We start from the raw sequence: 15,770 nt of genomic DNA on the forward strand, positions 1-15,770 counted from the left end.
TTACCATCCGGGGTTCTGACGTATGTTATCATTCTTCACCACTTCATCATAAGGGATGGGATAGAGATACATCCTGGGCGCAGCAAACACGGGTTTGAATACTTCCCCGATGCTGTAACTGAATGCGGCTCCTTCTTTCAGGATATTCATGCCATGCAGGGGCCTTCCATATACCTGTTCCGCAATTTTCCAGCGGCGGATGTCCCAGAACCGGTGCTCTTCAAATGCCAGTTCTATCCTTCGTTCATTACGGATCGTATTGCGCATCTCTGCAGTGCTCATACCTTCTTTAAGGCCATACATGCCATTATCCCCCGCGGCAACGCCTGCGCGGGCGCGCAGATCTTTCAGCACCTGGTACACGGCCGCCGTAGGCCCGCTGTACTCGTTTTCTGCTTCCGCAAAATTCAGCAGCACTTCCGCATAACGGAACATGATCCAGTCGCGGCTGACATTGCTGTATTGAACTGCGTTCTCAAAATCACCCATGAATTTGCGCATGTAGTACGCTGTTTTGGTACCCGGTTCTGCTCCGCTGGCAATATGCTGTCCGCCCTGGAAAGTCTGTATCTCCGTATTCAGCCAGCGTGCGCCGTTATACAATACGCTCATGGCCAGGCGCGGATCGCGGTGTGCATAGGGATCATTTGAATTATAGCCCGATAAAGGATCCGTGATAGGCAGGCCTGCATCAGTAGGAAAAGCGTCTATCAGTTCCTGTGTTGGATTGGTACGGCCGCGGGCCACCTGCGCAAAACCGATCGGCCCGTTGGTGGTTTCAATCGTGGTATTATTGCTTCCCTGCCTGAAGAAGATCACTTCGCTGTTGTTCTGCGTGGTAAAGATGTGTTTAAAATCAGGCAGCAATGCAAACGTATTTTCGCTGATCAGCTCGCGCGCAGCGTCTGCTGCCAGTTTCCAGCGTTCTTTGTCATAGCTGGTATACCCTGTAAGCACATTACCGGCTTCAATGTTCTGACCATTGAAAAGCGGGCTGGCGGCGTATAATAGTACACGTGCTTTTAATGCCAGGGCTGCGCCCCTGGTAACACGATGACTGTTAAGCTCCGGCGCTACTACAGGATTAGGACGCAGGCTGTCCTTGATAGCATCACATTCCCCTACGATATATTGCACACAATCGGCAAAGGAACTACGCGGTACCTGCACATCATCGCCCAGCTCTCTTACCTTATCGCCCATCAGCGGTATACCGCCGTAACGCTTCAGCAGTTCAAAGTAGAACAGGGCACGTATAAACCGCGCTTCTGCTTTCCAGGCATACCGGATAGAACTGCCGTTTGGCAGTTTCTCCTTCACCGGTGATACATCAATATTGGAAACAAAAATGCTGGCGGCCCTGATCGCTGCATAGGCATTGCCCCAGGGCGTTTCATCCGCAATGGTAGCATAAGAGGTAAATGCCCCTGTAGCCAGCTGCGATACGGCGGACGTACCACTGAGGCCCGAGATCGCATCGTCTGATGCGGCATCCAGCAGATCGCCGCCAACGCGGTTATAGCCCTCGGGTAGCTTTGAGTAAATACTGTTCAGGAATTTATTGGCATAGGTACCCAGTGAATCATCTTTGTCAAATACATATTCTATCGTCACTTTTTCAAGTGGGATGGCTTCGTAGTCCTTTCTGCAGGCAACCAGGAAAATAAGGCAGCCAGCCAGGAGGATCATCATGCGGGATTGCTTCATTGTGCTTTATTTAAATGGCTGACTAAAATTTAATATTGATACCGGTGTTCAATACCCGCTGAATGGGATAAGCCCCCACTCCTACTTCGGGATCTACAAAATCATACGCGGCATGGGTGAACAGGTTCTGCGCATTGGCAAACACTTTCACACTGCCCAGCCGCAGGCGGTGCATCCAGGCATAAGGCAGGTTATAGGCAATGCTGAGGTTCTTTAACCGGAAATAACTGCCATTACGTACCCAGAAAGAGGAACCAGCCTTGTTATAATTGTGATTGGCATCTGCCGTTAGACGGGGATAGGTGGCCGTAGCAGCTGTTTCAGGCGTCCAGCGGCCGGTGATCTGCTCATAGGCCTGTCCGTAAGTGAAGTTCATGAACTGGAAACCCATCTCCGTTGTAAAGTTGGACACATAGTTGATCCGGTTGGCTACGCCCTGCAACAAGGCGCTTACTTCAAATCCTTTCCAGGATAAACCTGCGGAAACACCATAGTAGATGCGTGGTTTAAAGCTGCCAATAGGCGCCTCATCAAACTGGTTGATAGTGCCATCGCCATTCAGGTCCTTGTACTTGATATCACCGGCTATCGGTGTATAACCCGCAATGGTGGCGCTGCCTGCTGCTTCTTCTGCAGACCCGAAAAAGCCATCTGCAATATATCCGAAGCGCATGCCCACCGGCAGCCCGGTTCTTTTGTTCCATTCATAATCACGGCGCTGCTCATCCATGAACAGTACCTTGCTTTGTTCTATGCTGCCATTCGCGGTAATAAAGTAGTTAAGATCGCTCACCCGGCCCTGGTAGGTGATCGTGAGCTCACCGCCATAGTACAGGTTAACACCAATGTTCTCCGGCGGATAGCTGGCGCCCGATAAAGCAATGCTCTTTCCCCGTATCTGCAGCAGGTCGGCATAACGGTCACGATAGTAGTCTCCCGTTATCTGCAACTGGTTATCGAATAGCGATACATCCACCCCTACATCCAGTTTGCGTGCTGTTTCCCAGGAGATGTTCACATTGGCCAGGCCGTTCTCCTGGAAACCGGTGGCGGGAGAACGCGCAGTGCCCTGCTCATATATACCGCCGCCTATACCATTGTTCTCGCTAAAATCCTGGCGCCAGATGTAATAGCCGGAATTATCAATACCGTTCCCGGTATGCGCATAAGTACCTCTCAGCTTCAGCTGGTTCAGCCACCTGGCTTTACCTTTGATGAAAGACTCCTGCGCTATATCCCAGCCAAGACCACCGGCAAAGAAAGTTCCATATTGTTTCCCGGGCATATAGCGGTTAAAGCCACTCCTGTTAATGGCCCCTTCTATAAAATATCTGTCTGCATAGTTATAGGCCACTTTACCCGACAGGTTGGTAGACTTACCCGGCAGATCATAGTTAAAGACCGTCTGCCGCCTGTCGGCCAGCACCACTGCACTTATGCCATGCAAACCAAGCTGCCTGTCATAGTTCAGCGATAACTGCCCAAAAAAGTACTGCGCATTAAAAACGGTAATGAAATCATTCTTCTGTGTAATGGCCTCGCCATATTTGGTGTAAGCGGTATCTCCCGGATCAGCTGTCATACGGTACACCAGCTCACGTTTGCTGCGGTCAAAGGCGTTGGCCGATTGTATGGACAGGTTGCCTTTGCCTTTTACAGACAGTCCCGGCACCCAGTCCCCCATATCATAGCGCAGGTCTATGTTCGCCATCACGTCTTTGCTGTTATCCTGTATATAACCGCTGTTGATGGTTTGCGACAGCAGGTTAGTGGTAAGGTTACCCGTACCACCCCAGCTGCCGTTAGGATTATAGATAGGATAGGCTGAATTAGGTGTTCCCAGCAGGTTATTCAGCAGGCTGTTGGTACCCGCGCCAGGCTGCGTTCCCTCCTGCAGGCGGCCAAAGATCTGCATGCCCACATTCAGGTTGCGGCTTACATCAATATTCACATCCGTGTTGATGAGATAGCGCTTTAATCCTGCATTGGTATTATAGCTGTTACCAGGCGATGTTTTGAAGATGCCCTGCTGATCAGTATAGTTCAGCGATACGGAATAACGGGCTACATTACCGCCACCATTGATGTTCAGGTTGTAGCGCGACAAAGGCGCGTTGTCCCGCAGGATAGCATCATACCAGTTTACATCCGGGTGCGTATATGGATTGGTGTGATCACGGAAGGCAATAAAGTCTGCTTCCTTATACAAAGGTGTTTTGCCGTCATTCTGCAGCGCTTCATTCAGCAGGTAGGCATATTCCCAGGCAGGTAATGGTTTAGGTAAGCGCAGTGATTGCTGCACACCTGTTTGCGCGGTAAATGACAGGCGCGGCTTACCTGCCTGCGCCCTTTTGGTGGTCACCAGCAGCACGCCGCGGGAACTGCGCTGCCCCAGCAGGATGGTAGACAACCCGTCTTTCAGCACCGAAATAGATGCTATATTTTCCGGATCGATGGAAAACACATCGCGCTGCACACCATCTACAATGGTTACCGGCCGCTGTCCCCTCAGCCACAGGTTTATTTCCGTATTGTCGCTCGGCTCCATTGCGCCGGGCTTTGGTATATTTCCTACAAATATGTCTACATCGAAATTGTTACCTGTACCGGGAGTGCGGAAGCCGCTGGTTTGCTGTGTGTAAAGTCCTGCCAGCCGTCCTGGCAAAGCATAAGCATACAAGGTAGCCGGTGTGGTGGCCAGCTGGTTGGTGTATACGGTGGCAACAGCGCCTACCATGCTTTTGGGCGATGCCTCTCCATACAACACGGGTATACGTTGCGGCGATGGGATGAATACCTCCTCCATACGCAGCGTCAGCGAGCCGGTATCGCGTACTTTATACTCCAGTGTCTGGTATCCGCTGCGCTTGATAATAAGGGTACTGTTCATGGCAGCACGTACGGTAAAATTGCCTGCATCATCACTGCTGGTGCTGTCGCCCCTGCCTTTTACAAAAACAGTGGCCTTTTCCAGGGCCTGGCCATAGCTGTCTACCAGCCGGCCGTTGAGCGTGGCGGGCTGCTGCGCCTGTGCCCTTGCACAAAGCATCAGGCAGCTGAGCATGAAAATATATTGTTGGATGTAGCGGTAAGCCATTGTATCAGTTTTATTGGCATTTGAATGTGTACACAAATGGATTGGCAGTATTGCTGAACCCAACCTTTACGGTACCGGTAGCATCTGTAAAGAAGTATTCTATCTTTTGCAGCACCTGCCCTTCCTGCATATTGAAAAAAGCCCTTGGCCAGATGGTGACAGCGGATTTATTCCCGGTATATTTCTTCAGTTTTGAAGCCGCTGTCTGCATACAGGCTTCCAGCATTTGTCCGTCAGTGGTGTAAGCCTTTGCACAGAAATAAATATCACCCACCCCACTCAGCGGCGTTTCTATCACATCCGGGTCAAAAGCGATAGTCAGAAAATCGTTATCCGTAGCCATGCCGGGTGTAACTGCAGCTATCTGCGGATTACAGAAGTCTATCAGGTCGCCTTCTCCGTCCGTGATCATAAAACAATCTTTGAACTGGCATTTGTAAACATTGTTGGAACCAAATACATCACTGAGGCCTTCAGAGCTGGTACCCAGGAAGTAACCGGTTTTGAACTGTGTGTTCTCCGGACCTGCCTTGGTAACGATGGTCACATCAATGTTTTCCTTTACGCCCTGCGGCACATTATAAGTCTGTTCGGTCCAGAACACCACCCACTCCAGGTCGTCCGTCATAAAATTGCCGCCCATGCCAAAGCGATCTTTCAGGGCCGCCGGCCAGTTTTTGCCATTGGAGGGCTCCACGGTAGATGGTACCGGTACCATTTTACCGTTGCCATAAGAGGTAGTGGTATAGGTAATGGTGGAGTTGACAGTGGCCTGCCAGCTTTTAGGCGCCAGGAAACCGATGATCAGCCGCACGTTGGAACGTCCGCCGTCTGCCACATCAATGCGGTTATGCATGACAATGGTCAGCCCCTCTCCTGCCTTTGCTGAAGACGGCTGATCTACTCCGTCCAGAAATACGCAGCTTGCAAGTAAAAGCAGGAACAAGCTGATGCTGTAAGTATATTTTTTCATTGTGTACGGTGTTGGATTAGGGTGCTACTTTTTCAAGCGTATACAGGTAAGTGTTGGCCGCGCAACCCGGGCTGAACGTAAGGTTCAGATTACGTTTGCCGTTCACGATCGGGTAGGTAAAGCTGGTGCTGATCTCCACACTCAGGCCGCTTTGCCGGAAACTCATACGGAAGGGATGCTTCGGATCATCCAGTTTATAGCTGCCATCCCTGCTCACTACAAAAGGCAGCGGGTGCTCAAGGGTATATTGCCCGTCGGGACTGAAGTGTATCCTGAACTGTGTAAAGTCTGCCAGCGCTGTAATGTCCACACCGTTGCGCATGGCTTTGGTAATGCGCCAGGCGCCGGAAATATCCTTTGGCTGCTCAGGCACACGTATTTCATCGCGTTTACACGCATGGATGACCACTAAGAGGATCATCATCAGTAAACATACCGGGAATTTTATTTGCATGATTGTGTGTTTTACCAGGAAGGGTTTTGTGTTAACTCGGGCGATTTTGCTGTTTCACTTTGCGGAATGGCCCACAGGTACATGGCTGTGCGGAAATTATGCTTACGTACAGGAAAAATGGTATAGGTTACATTGCCGCCTGCACGCCTTACTTCCATACCGCTCATCATCCGGGTTTCCGTTTCTTCAGCGATCTTCCATCTTCTTACATCCCAGAAACGATGACCTTCAAAAGCCAGCTCCACTCTCCTTTCTGCGCGGATGGCTTCCCGCATCTGCTCCCTGCTAAAGCCGGCGGGCAGCTGGTAAGGCGACAGGCCCGCGCGTTTGCGCACCAGCTCCACAGCGTCATATACCTCCCGTGTGGGACCGGTATACTCATTGGTGGCTTCCGCAAAATTCAGCAGTACTTCTGCATAGCGCATCAGGGGAAAACAACGCTGACTGCCGTGGATAAAATTGGCGGCAATATTTTCATCCAGCATCTTATTGGTATAGTAACCGGTTGGCGTACCTGCATACACGGCATCCTGGCTCACGCCTTTGCCATCGCTGCCCAGGTAGATATTCACCGGTTCTTTCAGGCCATTGTTCTGTATCAGGGGCGTCTGGTCACGTATCACGGAGTATGCCAGGCGCGGGTCACGATCCTTATAAGGATCAGCAGGATCGTAGCCCGAGGTTGGATCTGTGATCAGCTTACCATTGGCCATGCCAAAAGCGTCTACAAAATCCTGGTAGGGAAATCCGCCGTGGGCCCCATCGCGCGAAGGCGGCTGCCAGGCTGTTTCCAGCTCGCGGTTACCTGGCTGCATCCTGGCCAGGATATACTCGGGGTTTACCCGCATGGTAAACACTTTGTAAAAGCCGTATCCCGGGGCTGTTGTATTGTCTTCGTACAATGAATAGGCATTGCTCTGCATGACGGCGGCGGCCGCATCTGCCGCCAGTTTCCAGCGTTCTGCCACAAAATCTGTATAGCCGGTCACCTGGTTTTGCGGGGCAATGTTGCCGCCATTAAAAAGCGGACTGGCAGCATACAGCAGCACCCTTGCTTTCAGCGCCATGGCGGCCCCGCCACTGGCGCGGCCATAGTCTTCGCGTATGCGTTCCAGTGGCAATGCGCCTGCAGCTGCCTCGCATTCCGAAACGATATAGTCCACACATTCCTTATAGGTATTGCGCACGGCAGGGATCTTGTCCGTTACATTGTACACAGAATCCCCCAGCAGCGGAATACCCCCATAATGCTTCAGCAGAATGGCATAGTACCATGCCCTCAGAAAACGCGCTTCCGCTCTCATAACATTACGGATATGCGGCGGAATAGGTGTTTGCGGCAAATGTTTCAGCAACTGGTTCACCCGGCGGATGTTGGTATAGGGCAGATCCCAGGCGTCTTTACTGATAATGGAAGGGTTTACGGTACCGGTGGCAAACTGTACCGAGGTGGTGATGGAAGCCGATTTCTGCGGCTCTGCCTCGTCACAGGCGGCATCCAGTCCGCCATTTCCAAAACGGGTGGCATGCTCGGTAAAGCCAATATCCCCGTAAATACCTGTAAGAAAGGCCACTGTCCGGGCACTGTCAGCAAACACAGTTTGTTCATCCAGGTTAGTGGTGACGGTCTGGTCCAGGAAGTTCTTCTTCCCGCAGGAAATCAGCGTGAACATCCCTAAACACAGGAAGGCAGGAATAGCAGGGATGCTTTTCAGTCTCATAACGTACATACGTGGTAGCGTTCAGCTTTTGGTGATAAATCTGCTAGCAGGACATGGCGGTCCCTGTCTGTAAAAAGCAGCCTTTTACAGTGGTCCGTAACACGATACTATCTGATCAGTTACTGTTGTCCCTACTTGTAATGACACCTGGAAAAACCGGTACCGCCATTCCTGCAGAAAATTTTATTTGATCCCCCAGCTTTTATTCGGCTTATTGCCCATTTCCAGGACGAGCGTTCCTCCTGCGGCAATACCGGCGTGATCTATATAACAATGGATATAGGGTTTGCCATTCAGCCATGCCCGTTGGATATAACGGTTGGCCGGCGAGTTGTTACGGGTTATGATGCTGAATTGTCCGCCCTTGGTATAAGCCGGGTCCAGCTGAATGGCCACGGTATCAAACACCGGGCTGGTGATCTCATAGCGGGTGCTGCCCGGGCACACCGGGTGCAGGCCGCTGGCGGCTAATACATACCAGGCAGACATCTGCCCCACGTCTTCATTACCCACCAGGCCCTCTACGGAATTATGATAGGCGCGTGCGCAGATCTCCCGTGTCCATTGCTGGGTGAGCCAGGGAGCGCCCAGGCGGTTAAATAAAAAGGGCACATGGTGTACCGGCTCATTGGCGTGATTGTAATAATCGTTCCACATCATGTTCTTTGGAACTTTATCAAAAAAGGTATTCAGGTCTGCCAGCACTTTTTCCGTTCCTCCCATCAGGTTCACCATCCCCGATATATCCTGGGGTACGAACCAGCCCTGCTGATAGGGACTGCTTTCAATGGTGCCGTACCCCTGCTTCATCCGCCCTTCTTTTGGCCAGTCCTGCCAGCTGCCGTCATCATTGCGCGGCCGGAACCAGGCCTTTGCCGTGTCAAACACGTTGCGGTAGTTATTGCCCCGCGCCGTATAGTTTTTTTCGTCTGCTGTCTTGCCCAGCATGCCTGCCAGCTGTCCCATACACCAGTCAAAATAGGCATACTCCAGGGTCAGCGACACGCTCAATCCACCGGTGGAATAGCCCTTGCTGCCGTTGCCAAATTTTTCTACGGTGTTCCTGGCATAGGTATAGGCCTTTGGCACATCATATCCGCGGATGCCTTTGGCGTAGGCATCGGTGATCACCGCAACAGCCGGGTTACCGATCATACAGCCGCTGTAGGCGTTCAGGAACTCCCAGCGCTCCAGGTAATGCTGACCGCTTTCATCCGCCAGGGTAACCAGTGAATTGATCATATCATTTACCACCGCGGGGTTGATGATGGTCTGCAAAGGCATCTGGCTTCTGAACACATCCCACCCGCTGAAGATGGTGCGTTTATGAAAACCCTGTGCAGTATGTATTTTGCCATCGCCGCCGGTATATTTGCCGTCTACGTCTGAAAAGTTGCGGGGATCTATCATTGTGTGGTATAAAGCAGTATAGAATACCGACTTTTCTTCTTCCGTACCGCCTGTAACCGCCATTTTTCCCAGCGCCTCGTTCCATAGCTGCCAGGCATCGCGGTGTACGGCGTCAAAATCCCAGCCTTTGATCTCTGCTTCCAGGTTGGCCTGCGCGCCTGCAATGCTCACGAAAGAGATGCCTGCTTTCATCAACACCGCTTCCTGCGCTGTTGTACCAAATTCAGTATAGAACCCCAGGTGTTTGCCTGCTTTCTCTTTTACTCCCGGCAACACAGCCGCCCGGGCCACCTGCTGTTGATAACGCTCGCTCTCAATATCTTCCCGCTTACGCGTCCAGTCATCCGGTATGTCGGCGCTCCACACGCCATATTTTGCAAGCGGTTTGCTGAACTGCGCGTAGAAATACACGGTGTAATTTGCCTTGCCATCGCCATTGCCCCAGCCGCCGCCTTCAGGCGTACACTGCATATAACCGGCAATCGTGGAGTCATTTATCACTTTTACTTCCTGCCAGGTAGCAGTGCCTCCTACCCTGCGGGCAAGATCTATCTGTATGCGTGATTGCTGGCTGGCGGGAAAGGTGAACCGCATGATACCGCTGTGCGGCGCAGCGGCCATTTCTGCAGTGATATTGGGTTCCTTCAGCTTTACCGCATAATACCCTGCAGCGGCTCTTTCATCCTGCTTGGAATAGGTGGCGCGGTAGCCCTCCTCCGGGTGAGACGCCCTGCCTGCTGCAGTTTGCAGCGGACCCGTTGTGGGCATCACCAGGAAATTTCCCAGGTCGCCATACCAACCTACGCCGCTCATTTGTGTAAAGGCAAAACCTTCTATGGTAGTGTGCTCATAACTGTAACCGGAACCATTGTCGCCACCGGTGATCGTATTGGGACTGAGCTGTACCATACCAAATGGCGTAGCGGCGCCCGGAAAGGTTTTACCCAGGCCGTGATAGATACCGGCTGCACCCACACTGGTGCTTGCACCGATGAACGGATTTACATAATCAGCCGGCTCCTGTGCAAAGCTGACAACAGGAACACTCAAAACAATGAACAGGAATAATTGAGCAATGATCTTCACAATAATTAAATTTTAACGATCTCAATTTTATGTGAAACAGGCTTGTTCTGCTGATAGATCAGGCGAATGAGCGTATCGATCTCCTGCTGCCAGAGGTCGCGCAGCTCTTTGTACATGGCCGTTTCATAATTTTCTTCATGATAACGCAGCATACCGTCCGTCTTCGCGTATTTACGCACGCTATCCAGTGCGGCAGCATTGTCTTTCATCAGCATATTCCTTTTGTCAAAGAAATTACCCTGTACCCAGTAGTAACGGCGGAAACGTGATTCCACTTCCGCACGGCGCGCGTTGAGCTGCATAATTGTAGCAGCCTGTTTATACTGCGGCGTTTCCTGCTGCGTGGCCAGGTTAATACCGGCTGCAAAAACGCTGGCAGGCCATTGCCCAATGGTATGCCCGTCTATCCGCAAGGCATATTCACCCGCGGGCAGCCCGCCCACCTGCAGCATTTCACGGTTAAATTCTTCCGTAAACGGTATCCAGTGCAGGGCATCAGATTGTTTCTGATCATTCCCCCACATCCGGGACACCGTATCCACCGGGAAAGGCAGTGACCCTGCAAGATAGTCGAAACTTATTTTACCTGTACCTGCTGCAAGATTGCTGACCTTGCAGTTAACCGCTGCCTGCAATTTACCGGTGGCATTCAAACGTATATCCGCTACCGGTTGTCCGCTCAGCCCCTGGCTCTTCAGGAACAGGGAAGCCATTACCAGGTGACCGCCATTACCGGGGTGTACCCGGTCCGGGCCGATCAGCGTAAACGTTGAATCCTTTTGCTGGAAGCGTGTATTCAACTCCGTCATCGGGTAAAAAAGGTCCACAAAGGGCCAGTTATTCTTTTTTGCCGCTGCCTGCTGGAATTTAATGATCTCCTGCATGGCCTTGTGTTTGCCACGGAATACATTGCCCCCGATCTTTGCCGTTTCATCATAGGGCGGGGATGACATCAGTATCTTTTGTATTCCCGGCGCTGCCACCAGCCGCTGCTCTATCTGCTCATAACTACGGCGCGACGCTTCAATACGTTCGCGTGCAGTCTTATCGGCATCATTGCCGTTGAACTCAAAATAACCGCTGTCGTTCATGCCGAAAGTCAGCACCATAACATTCGGTTTCTTGGCAAGGATATCATAGTCGAGGCGGCGGTAGATATCAGACGCTCTGTCGCCCCCGATACCGCCATTCATGATCAGCAGCTTCCTGTCTGGGAAATGCGTCATGTAGTACAGATATACGTAAGACACATAAGCGCCCTGCTCTGTAATACTGTTGCCTACAAAGATCACACGGTCGTTCTGCTGAAAAGGTTTCACCTGCGCCTGTGCAGCCAATGATGCAAGGCCCAGTGTAAAAGCAAAAAATAGTTTTTTCATATCGTACTGTTTAGTGTTGAACGTTTACATTTTTTAAACGGATAGTGCGTATGCCAAATCGCGGAATAGCTAAGCGGATAACCGACTTCCCGGCGGCAGTCTTCAGCGGCAGTGTCTGCAATGCCTGGCCGTTCAGCTGCTCCAATACTGCCTCCGCAGCCGTTCCGGAAAAATAAACATTATGCGCACGGCTGTCACCCGCAGCGTTGTAGATCCTGATCAGCAGATCCTTTCCATCCATCAGCAGCGCGGGTATCTCCCAGTTTTCGTCCTGCAGGGACAGCAGAGAGAAATCACGCTCAGCGGCAGCAGGCATCAGCTGCAGCGGTTCGCACCAGTTGGCGGCTTCCCGGCTGACACCAGCGGCATCCCATTTACCACGATGCGGAAGAATGGCATACTTTACTTCCGTAGGGCCATCAATGTGATAGTTACGTCCCCATAAGGCAGTACCTGCATACTGTACCGTAAGCCCCAGGGGATACTGTTGTCCATGCACATAGCTGGTGGTATGATCCGTGAACATGGCCATCCCGGTATGACCGTCTGTTACAGCGGCCCAGTGCAGGATCACATTGTTTTTGATGCTGTCCCAGCTGCTGAAGAAAGTGTTGGGCAGCCGGCTTTCTGTTACATCATAGGGTGCATCCTTGCTGAGCTGCTGCTGCGACAGCTGAAGCGGGAACAATACCTGCAGTTTAAAGCTGTCATTATAGAATGCCTTGTGATAATCTTCTGCACGGTAATACGCTGCCTGTGGTGCGCCTATACCCGGATCGCCCTGCCAGTCAATCTTCAGCTGCATGTCTATCCTTCGTCTTCCATTCACCAGTGTAAGGCGTTGCGTAAAGGGATGACCGGCAATAAAGCCTTTGATCTCCGCTGTTACCTGCGCCTGGTTATCTGTTATGATGCGCACATCAGCCATTGTATCCATACTGGAACGCCAGGCTCCTTCCCGGTAAAAATATCCCCGCAGTTCATTAAAGCCGCGTGCATTCCTGCGGTCTACCAGCTCGCGACGGCCCCTTTTTTTATCCTGCAGGCTGGTGATCACACCGCCCCTATAAGGGTCTATTACTACCCGGTACTGATCCGTTTCAATGGCATAGCGGCCATCTGTCAACCGTTGATGCTGCCCGGCGGGAATGACAGGTGCTGCTGCAGCCTGCAGCTCGTAAACCTTATACCCCATGGAAGGCACTTTCGCGTTGATGAGCAGCGGACTGCCATCTGTATTTGTAATTGTCAGCCATTCTTCACGGGGTTGCGCAGTAGTATTCACGATGCGGACATATTGCGCTGCTGTTTCATGCTGCTGCAGTATACTGTCGCTTACCGCAAGGGTCATGTCTGTCCAGCGTTTTACCTTATCGATCCATTGATCACCTTTGTGGCCGTTATAGGGAACAATCCAGCAATCATGGTGTTGCGCCAGCAGCAGTGATTTCCACGCCGTGTCCAGCGATTGCTGCGGCCAGGTCTGGTGATCGTGCAAAACGCGGATGGCGGCATATTTTTCAGCCGCCGCCAGTTTATTCTCCGCCATTCTTACCTGCTGTGCAATACGCTGCAATACCTGTGCGCCCCACACCAGGCTTACCTGTATGTCTTCCTGGCTTAGCTTCCACAAGGTGGCTTGCTGCCTGTCTGCTATATGGCCAATATAATGGCGCCAGGTTGCATACTGTGCGTTCTCCTTCAGCCAGGGGCCTACCCGCCAGCCCGCATCCTGCAGACACATCCCTACCGGGCGCCGGATACCGGCTGCCAGCGCTGATTGTATATATGCTTCACCGTTATTCCAGGCAGTGGTTTGCCAGGTAGAATTGCTCACCAGCTTCTCAGTACTATAGCGGGGCACGGTTGGCAAACGGCTGCCGTCCGGCCCTTCCCACTGTACCAGCTCGCCGCCAAAAGCGCGGATATAGCCGCCCCAGCAGGTATTCGGGTTCTTCAGCGATGCATACTTAAACCCAAACGACAGCAGCACCTGTGGCAGTGCGCTGGTAAAACAGGGCTCCTCGCTGGAGTAGGTACTGAACACCGCTCCGGGAAAATGTTCCTTCACCTTTTGTATGCCATAACTGAACTGCCTGATCATACTTTCACCTGAACTGGTGTAAAGATAACTCTGACCATAGCCGGGGTTTACATATTCGATACGCCCGGCATCCGACTGATCTGCAAACATTTTTTTAAAGGCAGCATAAGCCTCCGGCTCCGTAATGCGTACCATATCCCAGGTTTCCGGTTCCAGCTCGAGGTTGATGTTCCAGTAAGGGTGCGCCTGCAGCTGGCTGGTCATAAACGCCGTATATCCTTCCGGGTAATGTCCATACCTGCCGCCATGATAACCGTCAATAAAATAGTGCTGCGCAAAAGATCGCTGTGCCACAACGGTGAGCAATACCGCCAGGCCAATAAAAATTCTTTTCATGCTGTTGTTAAAGTGCCAAGTCCGGGTTCTTCTGAACTTCAGCGAATGGTAATGGAAATTGTAGATCACTTTCAATAAACGCCCGGGTATGATTCGGCGCCCTGTATCCTATCAGCGCAGTGATACGGCCGCTGGCTACATCAAAGGCCCTGCGGGTGCGCAGCATATCATACCAGGTTTGAAATTCAAAGCAGAGCTCCCAGTATCTTTCCTTCAGAATATCGTCCGTATTCAATGCCGCCGGTTTTACGGCCGTCGGAAAAGCCCGGTGATGCACGGCATAGTAAGCATCAATGGCAGCAGCGTCTGAAGTAGTGCCCCCATCTATATGGCTCTTTGCTTCTGCACATAGCAGCAATACATCTGCATAACGGATCAGCGGGAAATTGGCGCCGGAGCGGCCTGTCTTCTCTGCATCGTTGTCCCAGAATTTAAAGATATAAGGCGCTGGCAGATGGATCATTTCAGCCGGGTACCCATAACGCGGGTATTTTGTATAGAAGAAAGCCTGCTCCTGTTTACGGCCGTCATCAGCCGCATAGGAATCATAGAACGCCTGTGTGGGCGCCATTGCTCCGCCATAGGCAGGTTGTATGGAAATGGGCTCTACCGGGTACGGCAGGTAAGCACCATGTATATTGCTCACCGCCACCGTAGGATGATGCTGTATCATGAAAATATGTTCGCGGGTATTCTGTACGGCAGGATTGCGCAGATCACTATACTGTTCAAACAGGGAAAACTGGTGGCTGTCTATCACTTCCATTGCCTTGGCATATGCTTTTTCATAATAAGGCATTCCCTTCTGCAAAGGATAACCGGCCATGGTGATATATACTTTCGCCAGCAGCGATTTCACCGCGCCAAGACTTACATGCCCGCTGGGATCCACCCAGGGCAATCCGCTGTTCTCTGCCATGGTAAGATCTTTCACGATCTGCTCATACACTGCTTCTTTTGGTGAACGGCGGATCTTCACATCGTTCAGATCTTTTGTGGTAGCCAGCTTCAGGGGAATATCCCCGAACAGGCGCACTGCCTGGAAATAATACCACGCCCGCAGGAAATAAGCCTGCCCAAGGTAGCGCTGCTTGGTGACTTCATCTACGAGGTCCGTTACACTTACATGCGCTATCACGCTGTTGCAGTTCTCCACCGGGTAATAGGTAGCCACCCACCATCCCTGTAACCTGGTATTTGCATTATCCAGTTTTTCCAGCCGCAGGAACTGATCATCTTCAAAGCCCGAGGGTCGCGGCCTGCGGCTATAACCGGTGATGTACTCCAGCGAGTATACCGGGCTTACAGATACACCGATGTTCTCTACAAAGGGAGTGGCCAGTCCTTCATAGCAGCCGTTCACCGCTGCGCTCACCTGCTCCGGCGTTTTATAGTAATGCGCCAGGCTCAGTGAGCCTGAAGGTTCCTCTTCCAGGAACCTGCTGCAGGAGGTAAGGGCTGCCAGGATCAGCAGCGCGATAGGTCGTTTCATATGATCATCTC

Annotated in this window: 9 protein-coding genes; all 9 read right to left on the reverse strand. The window is 51.8% G+C overall.

Translation table 11 applies throughout. The features are described 5' to 3' along the window. The 9 genes from Q0577_RS02675 to Q0577_RS02715 all read right to left on the reverse strand — a co-directional run bounded on the left by Q0577_RS02675 (position 1) and on the right by Q0577_RS02715 (position 15,759). Positions 1–1,707, reverse strand: a complete 1,707-nt coding sequence (locus tag Q0577_RS02675) for a RagB/SusD family nutrient uptake outer membrane protein (protein WP_298732534.1) — start codon at positions 1,705–1,707, stop codon at positions 1–3. A gap of 22 nt (positions 1,708–1,729) precedes the next feature. Beyond that, entirely contained in the window at positions 1,730–4,804 is a 3,075-nt protein-coding gene (locus Q0577_RS02680) for a SusC/RagA family TonB-linked outer membrane protein (RefSeq protein ID WP_298732536.1), read from the reverse strand. 10 nt (positions 4,805–4,814) lie between these two features. Continuing rightward, a complete protein-coding gene (locus tag Q0577_RS02685; protein ID WP_298732539.1) occupies positions 4,815–5,777 on the reverse strand; it encodes a DUF4961 domain-containing protein in 963 nt (320 codons plus the stop codon). Positions 5,778–5,793: 16 nt separating this feature from the next. Next, entirely contained in the window at positions 5,794–6,231 is a 438-nt protein-coding gene (locus Q0577_RS02690; RefSeq protein ID WP_298732541.1) for a DUF5004 domain-containing protein, read from the reverse strand. An 11-nt stretch (positions 6,232–6,242) separates the two neighbouring features. Then, positions 6,243–7,952, reverse strand: coding sequence for a RagB/SusD family nutrient uptake outer membrane protein (locus tag Q0577_RS02695; RefSeq protein WP_298732543.1), 1,710 nt, complete (start codon positions 7,950–7,952; stop codon positions 6,243–6,245). A gap of 183 nt (positions 7,953–8,135) precedes the next feature. After that, complete coding sequence (locus Q0577_RS02700; protein ID WP_298732545.1) at positions 8,136–10,448, reverse strand: GH92 family glycosyl hydrolase; 2,313 nt, start codon at positions 10,446–10,448, stop codon at positions 8,136–8,138. A 5-nt stretch (positions 10,449–10,453) separates the two neighbouring features. Then, positions 10,454–11,827, reverse strand: coding sequence for an SGNH/GDSL hydrolase family protein (locus Q0577_RS02705; protein WP_298732547.1), 1,374 nt, complete (start codon positions 11,825–11,827; stop codon positions 10,454–10,456). 10 nt (positions 11,828–11,837) lie between these two features. Continuing rightward, positions 11,838–14,267, reverse strand: a complete 2,430-nt coding sequence (locus tag Q0577_RS02710; protein WP_298732549.1) for a glycoside hydrolase family 38 C-terminal domain-containing protein — start codon at positions 14,265–14,267, stop codon at positions 11,838–11,840. Positions 14,268–14,274: 7 nt separating this feature from the next. Further along, positions 14,275–15,759 (reverse strand): RagB/SusD family nutrient uptake outer membrane protein, encoded by a 1,485-nt coding sequence (locus Q0577_RS02715; protein WP_298732551.1) that lies wholly within the window; start codon positions 15,757–15,759, stop codon positions 14,275–14,277. Between the last annotated feature and the right edge of the window lie 11 nt (positions 15,760–15,770).

The sequence above is a fragment of the uncultured Chitinophaga sp. genome (assembly GCF_937898475.1).
Taxonomy (GTDB): Bacteria; Bacteroidota; Bacteroidia; order Chitinophagales; family Chitinophagaceae; genus Chitinophaga.

What these genes read in the sequence shown, in the direction of transcription:
- Q0577_RS02675 (WP_298732534.1), bottom strand. Translation starts at nt 1,707, where the DNA reads ATGAAGCAATCCCGCATGATGATCCTCCTGGCTGGCTGCCTTATTTTC.
- Q0577_RS02680 (WP_298732536.1), bottom strand. Translation starts at nt 4,804, where the DNA reads ATGGCTTACCGCTACATCCAACAATATATTTTCATGCTCAGCTGCCTG.
- Q0577_RS02685 (WP_298732539.1), bottom strand. Translation starts at nt 5,777, where the DNA reads ATGAAAAAATATACTTACAGCATCAGCTTGTTCCTGCTTTTACTTGCA.
- Q0577_RS02690 (WP_298732541.1), bottom strand. Translation starts at nt 6,231, where the DNA reads ATGCAAATAAAATTCCCGGTATGTTTACTGATGATGATCCTCTTAGTG.
- Q0577_RS02695 (WP_298732543.1), bottom strand. Translation starts at nt 7,952, where the DNA reads ATGAGACTGAAAAGCATCCCTGCTATTCCTGCCTTCCTGTGTTTAGGG.
- Q0577_RS02705 (WP_298732547.1), bottom strand. Translation starts at nt 11,827, where the DNA reads ATGAAAAAACTATTTTTTGCTTTTACACTGGGCCTTGCATCATTGGCT.
- Q0577_RS02710 (WP_298732549.1), bottom strand. Translation starts at nt 14,267, where the DNA reads ATGAAAAGAATTTTTATTGGCCTGGCGGTATTGCTCACCGTTGTGGCA.
- Q0577_RS02715 (WP_298732551.1), bottom strand. Translation starts at nt 15,759, where the DNA reads ATGAAACGACCTATCGCGCTGCTGATCCTGGCAGCCCTTACCTCCTGC.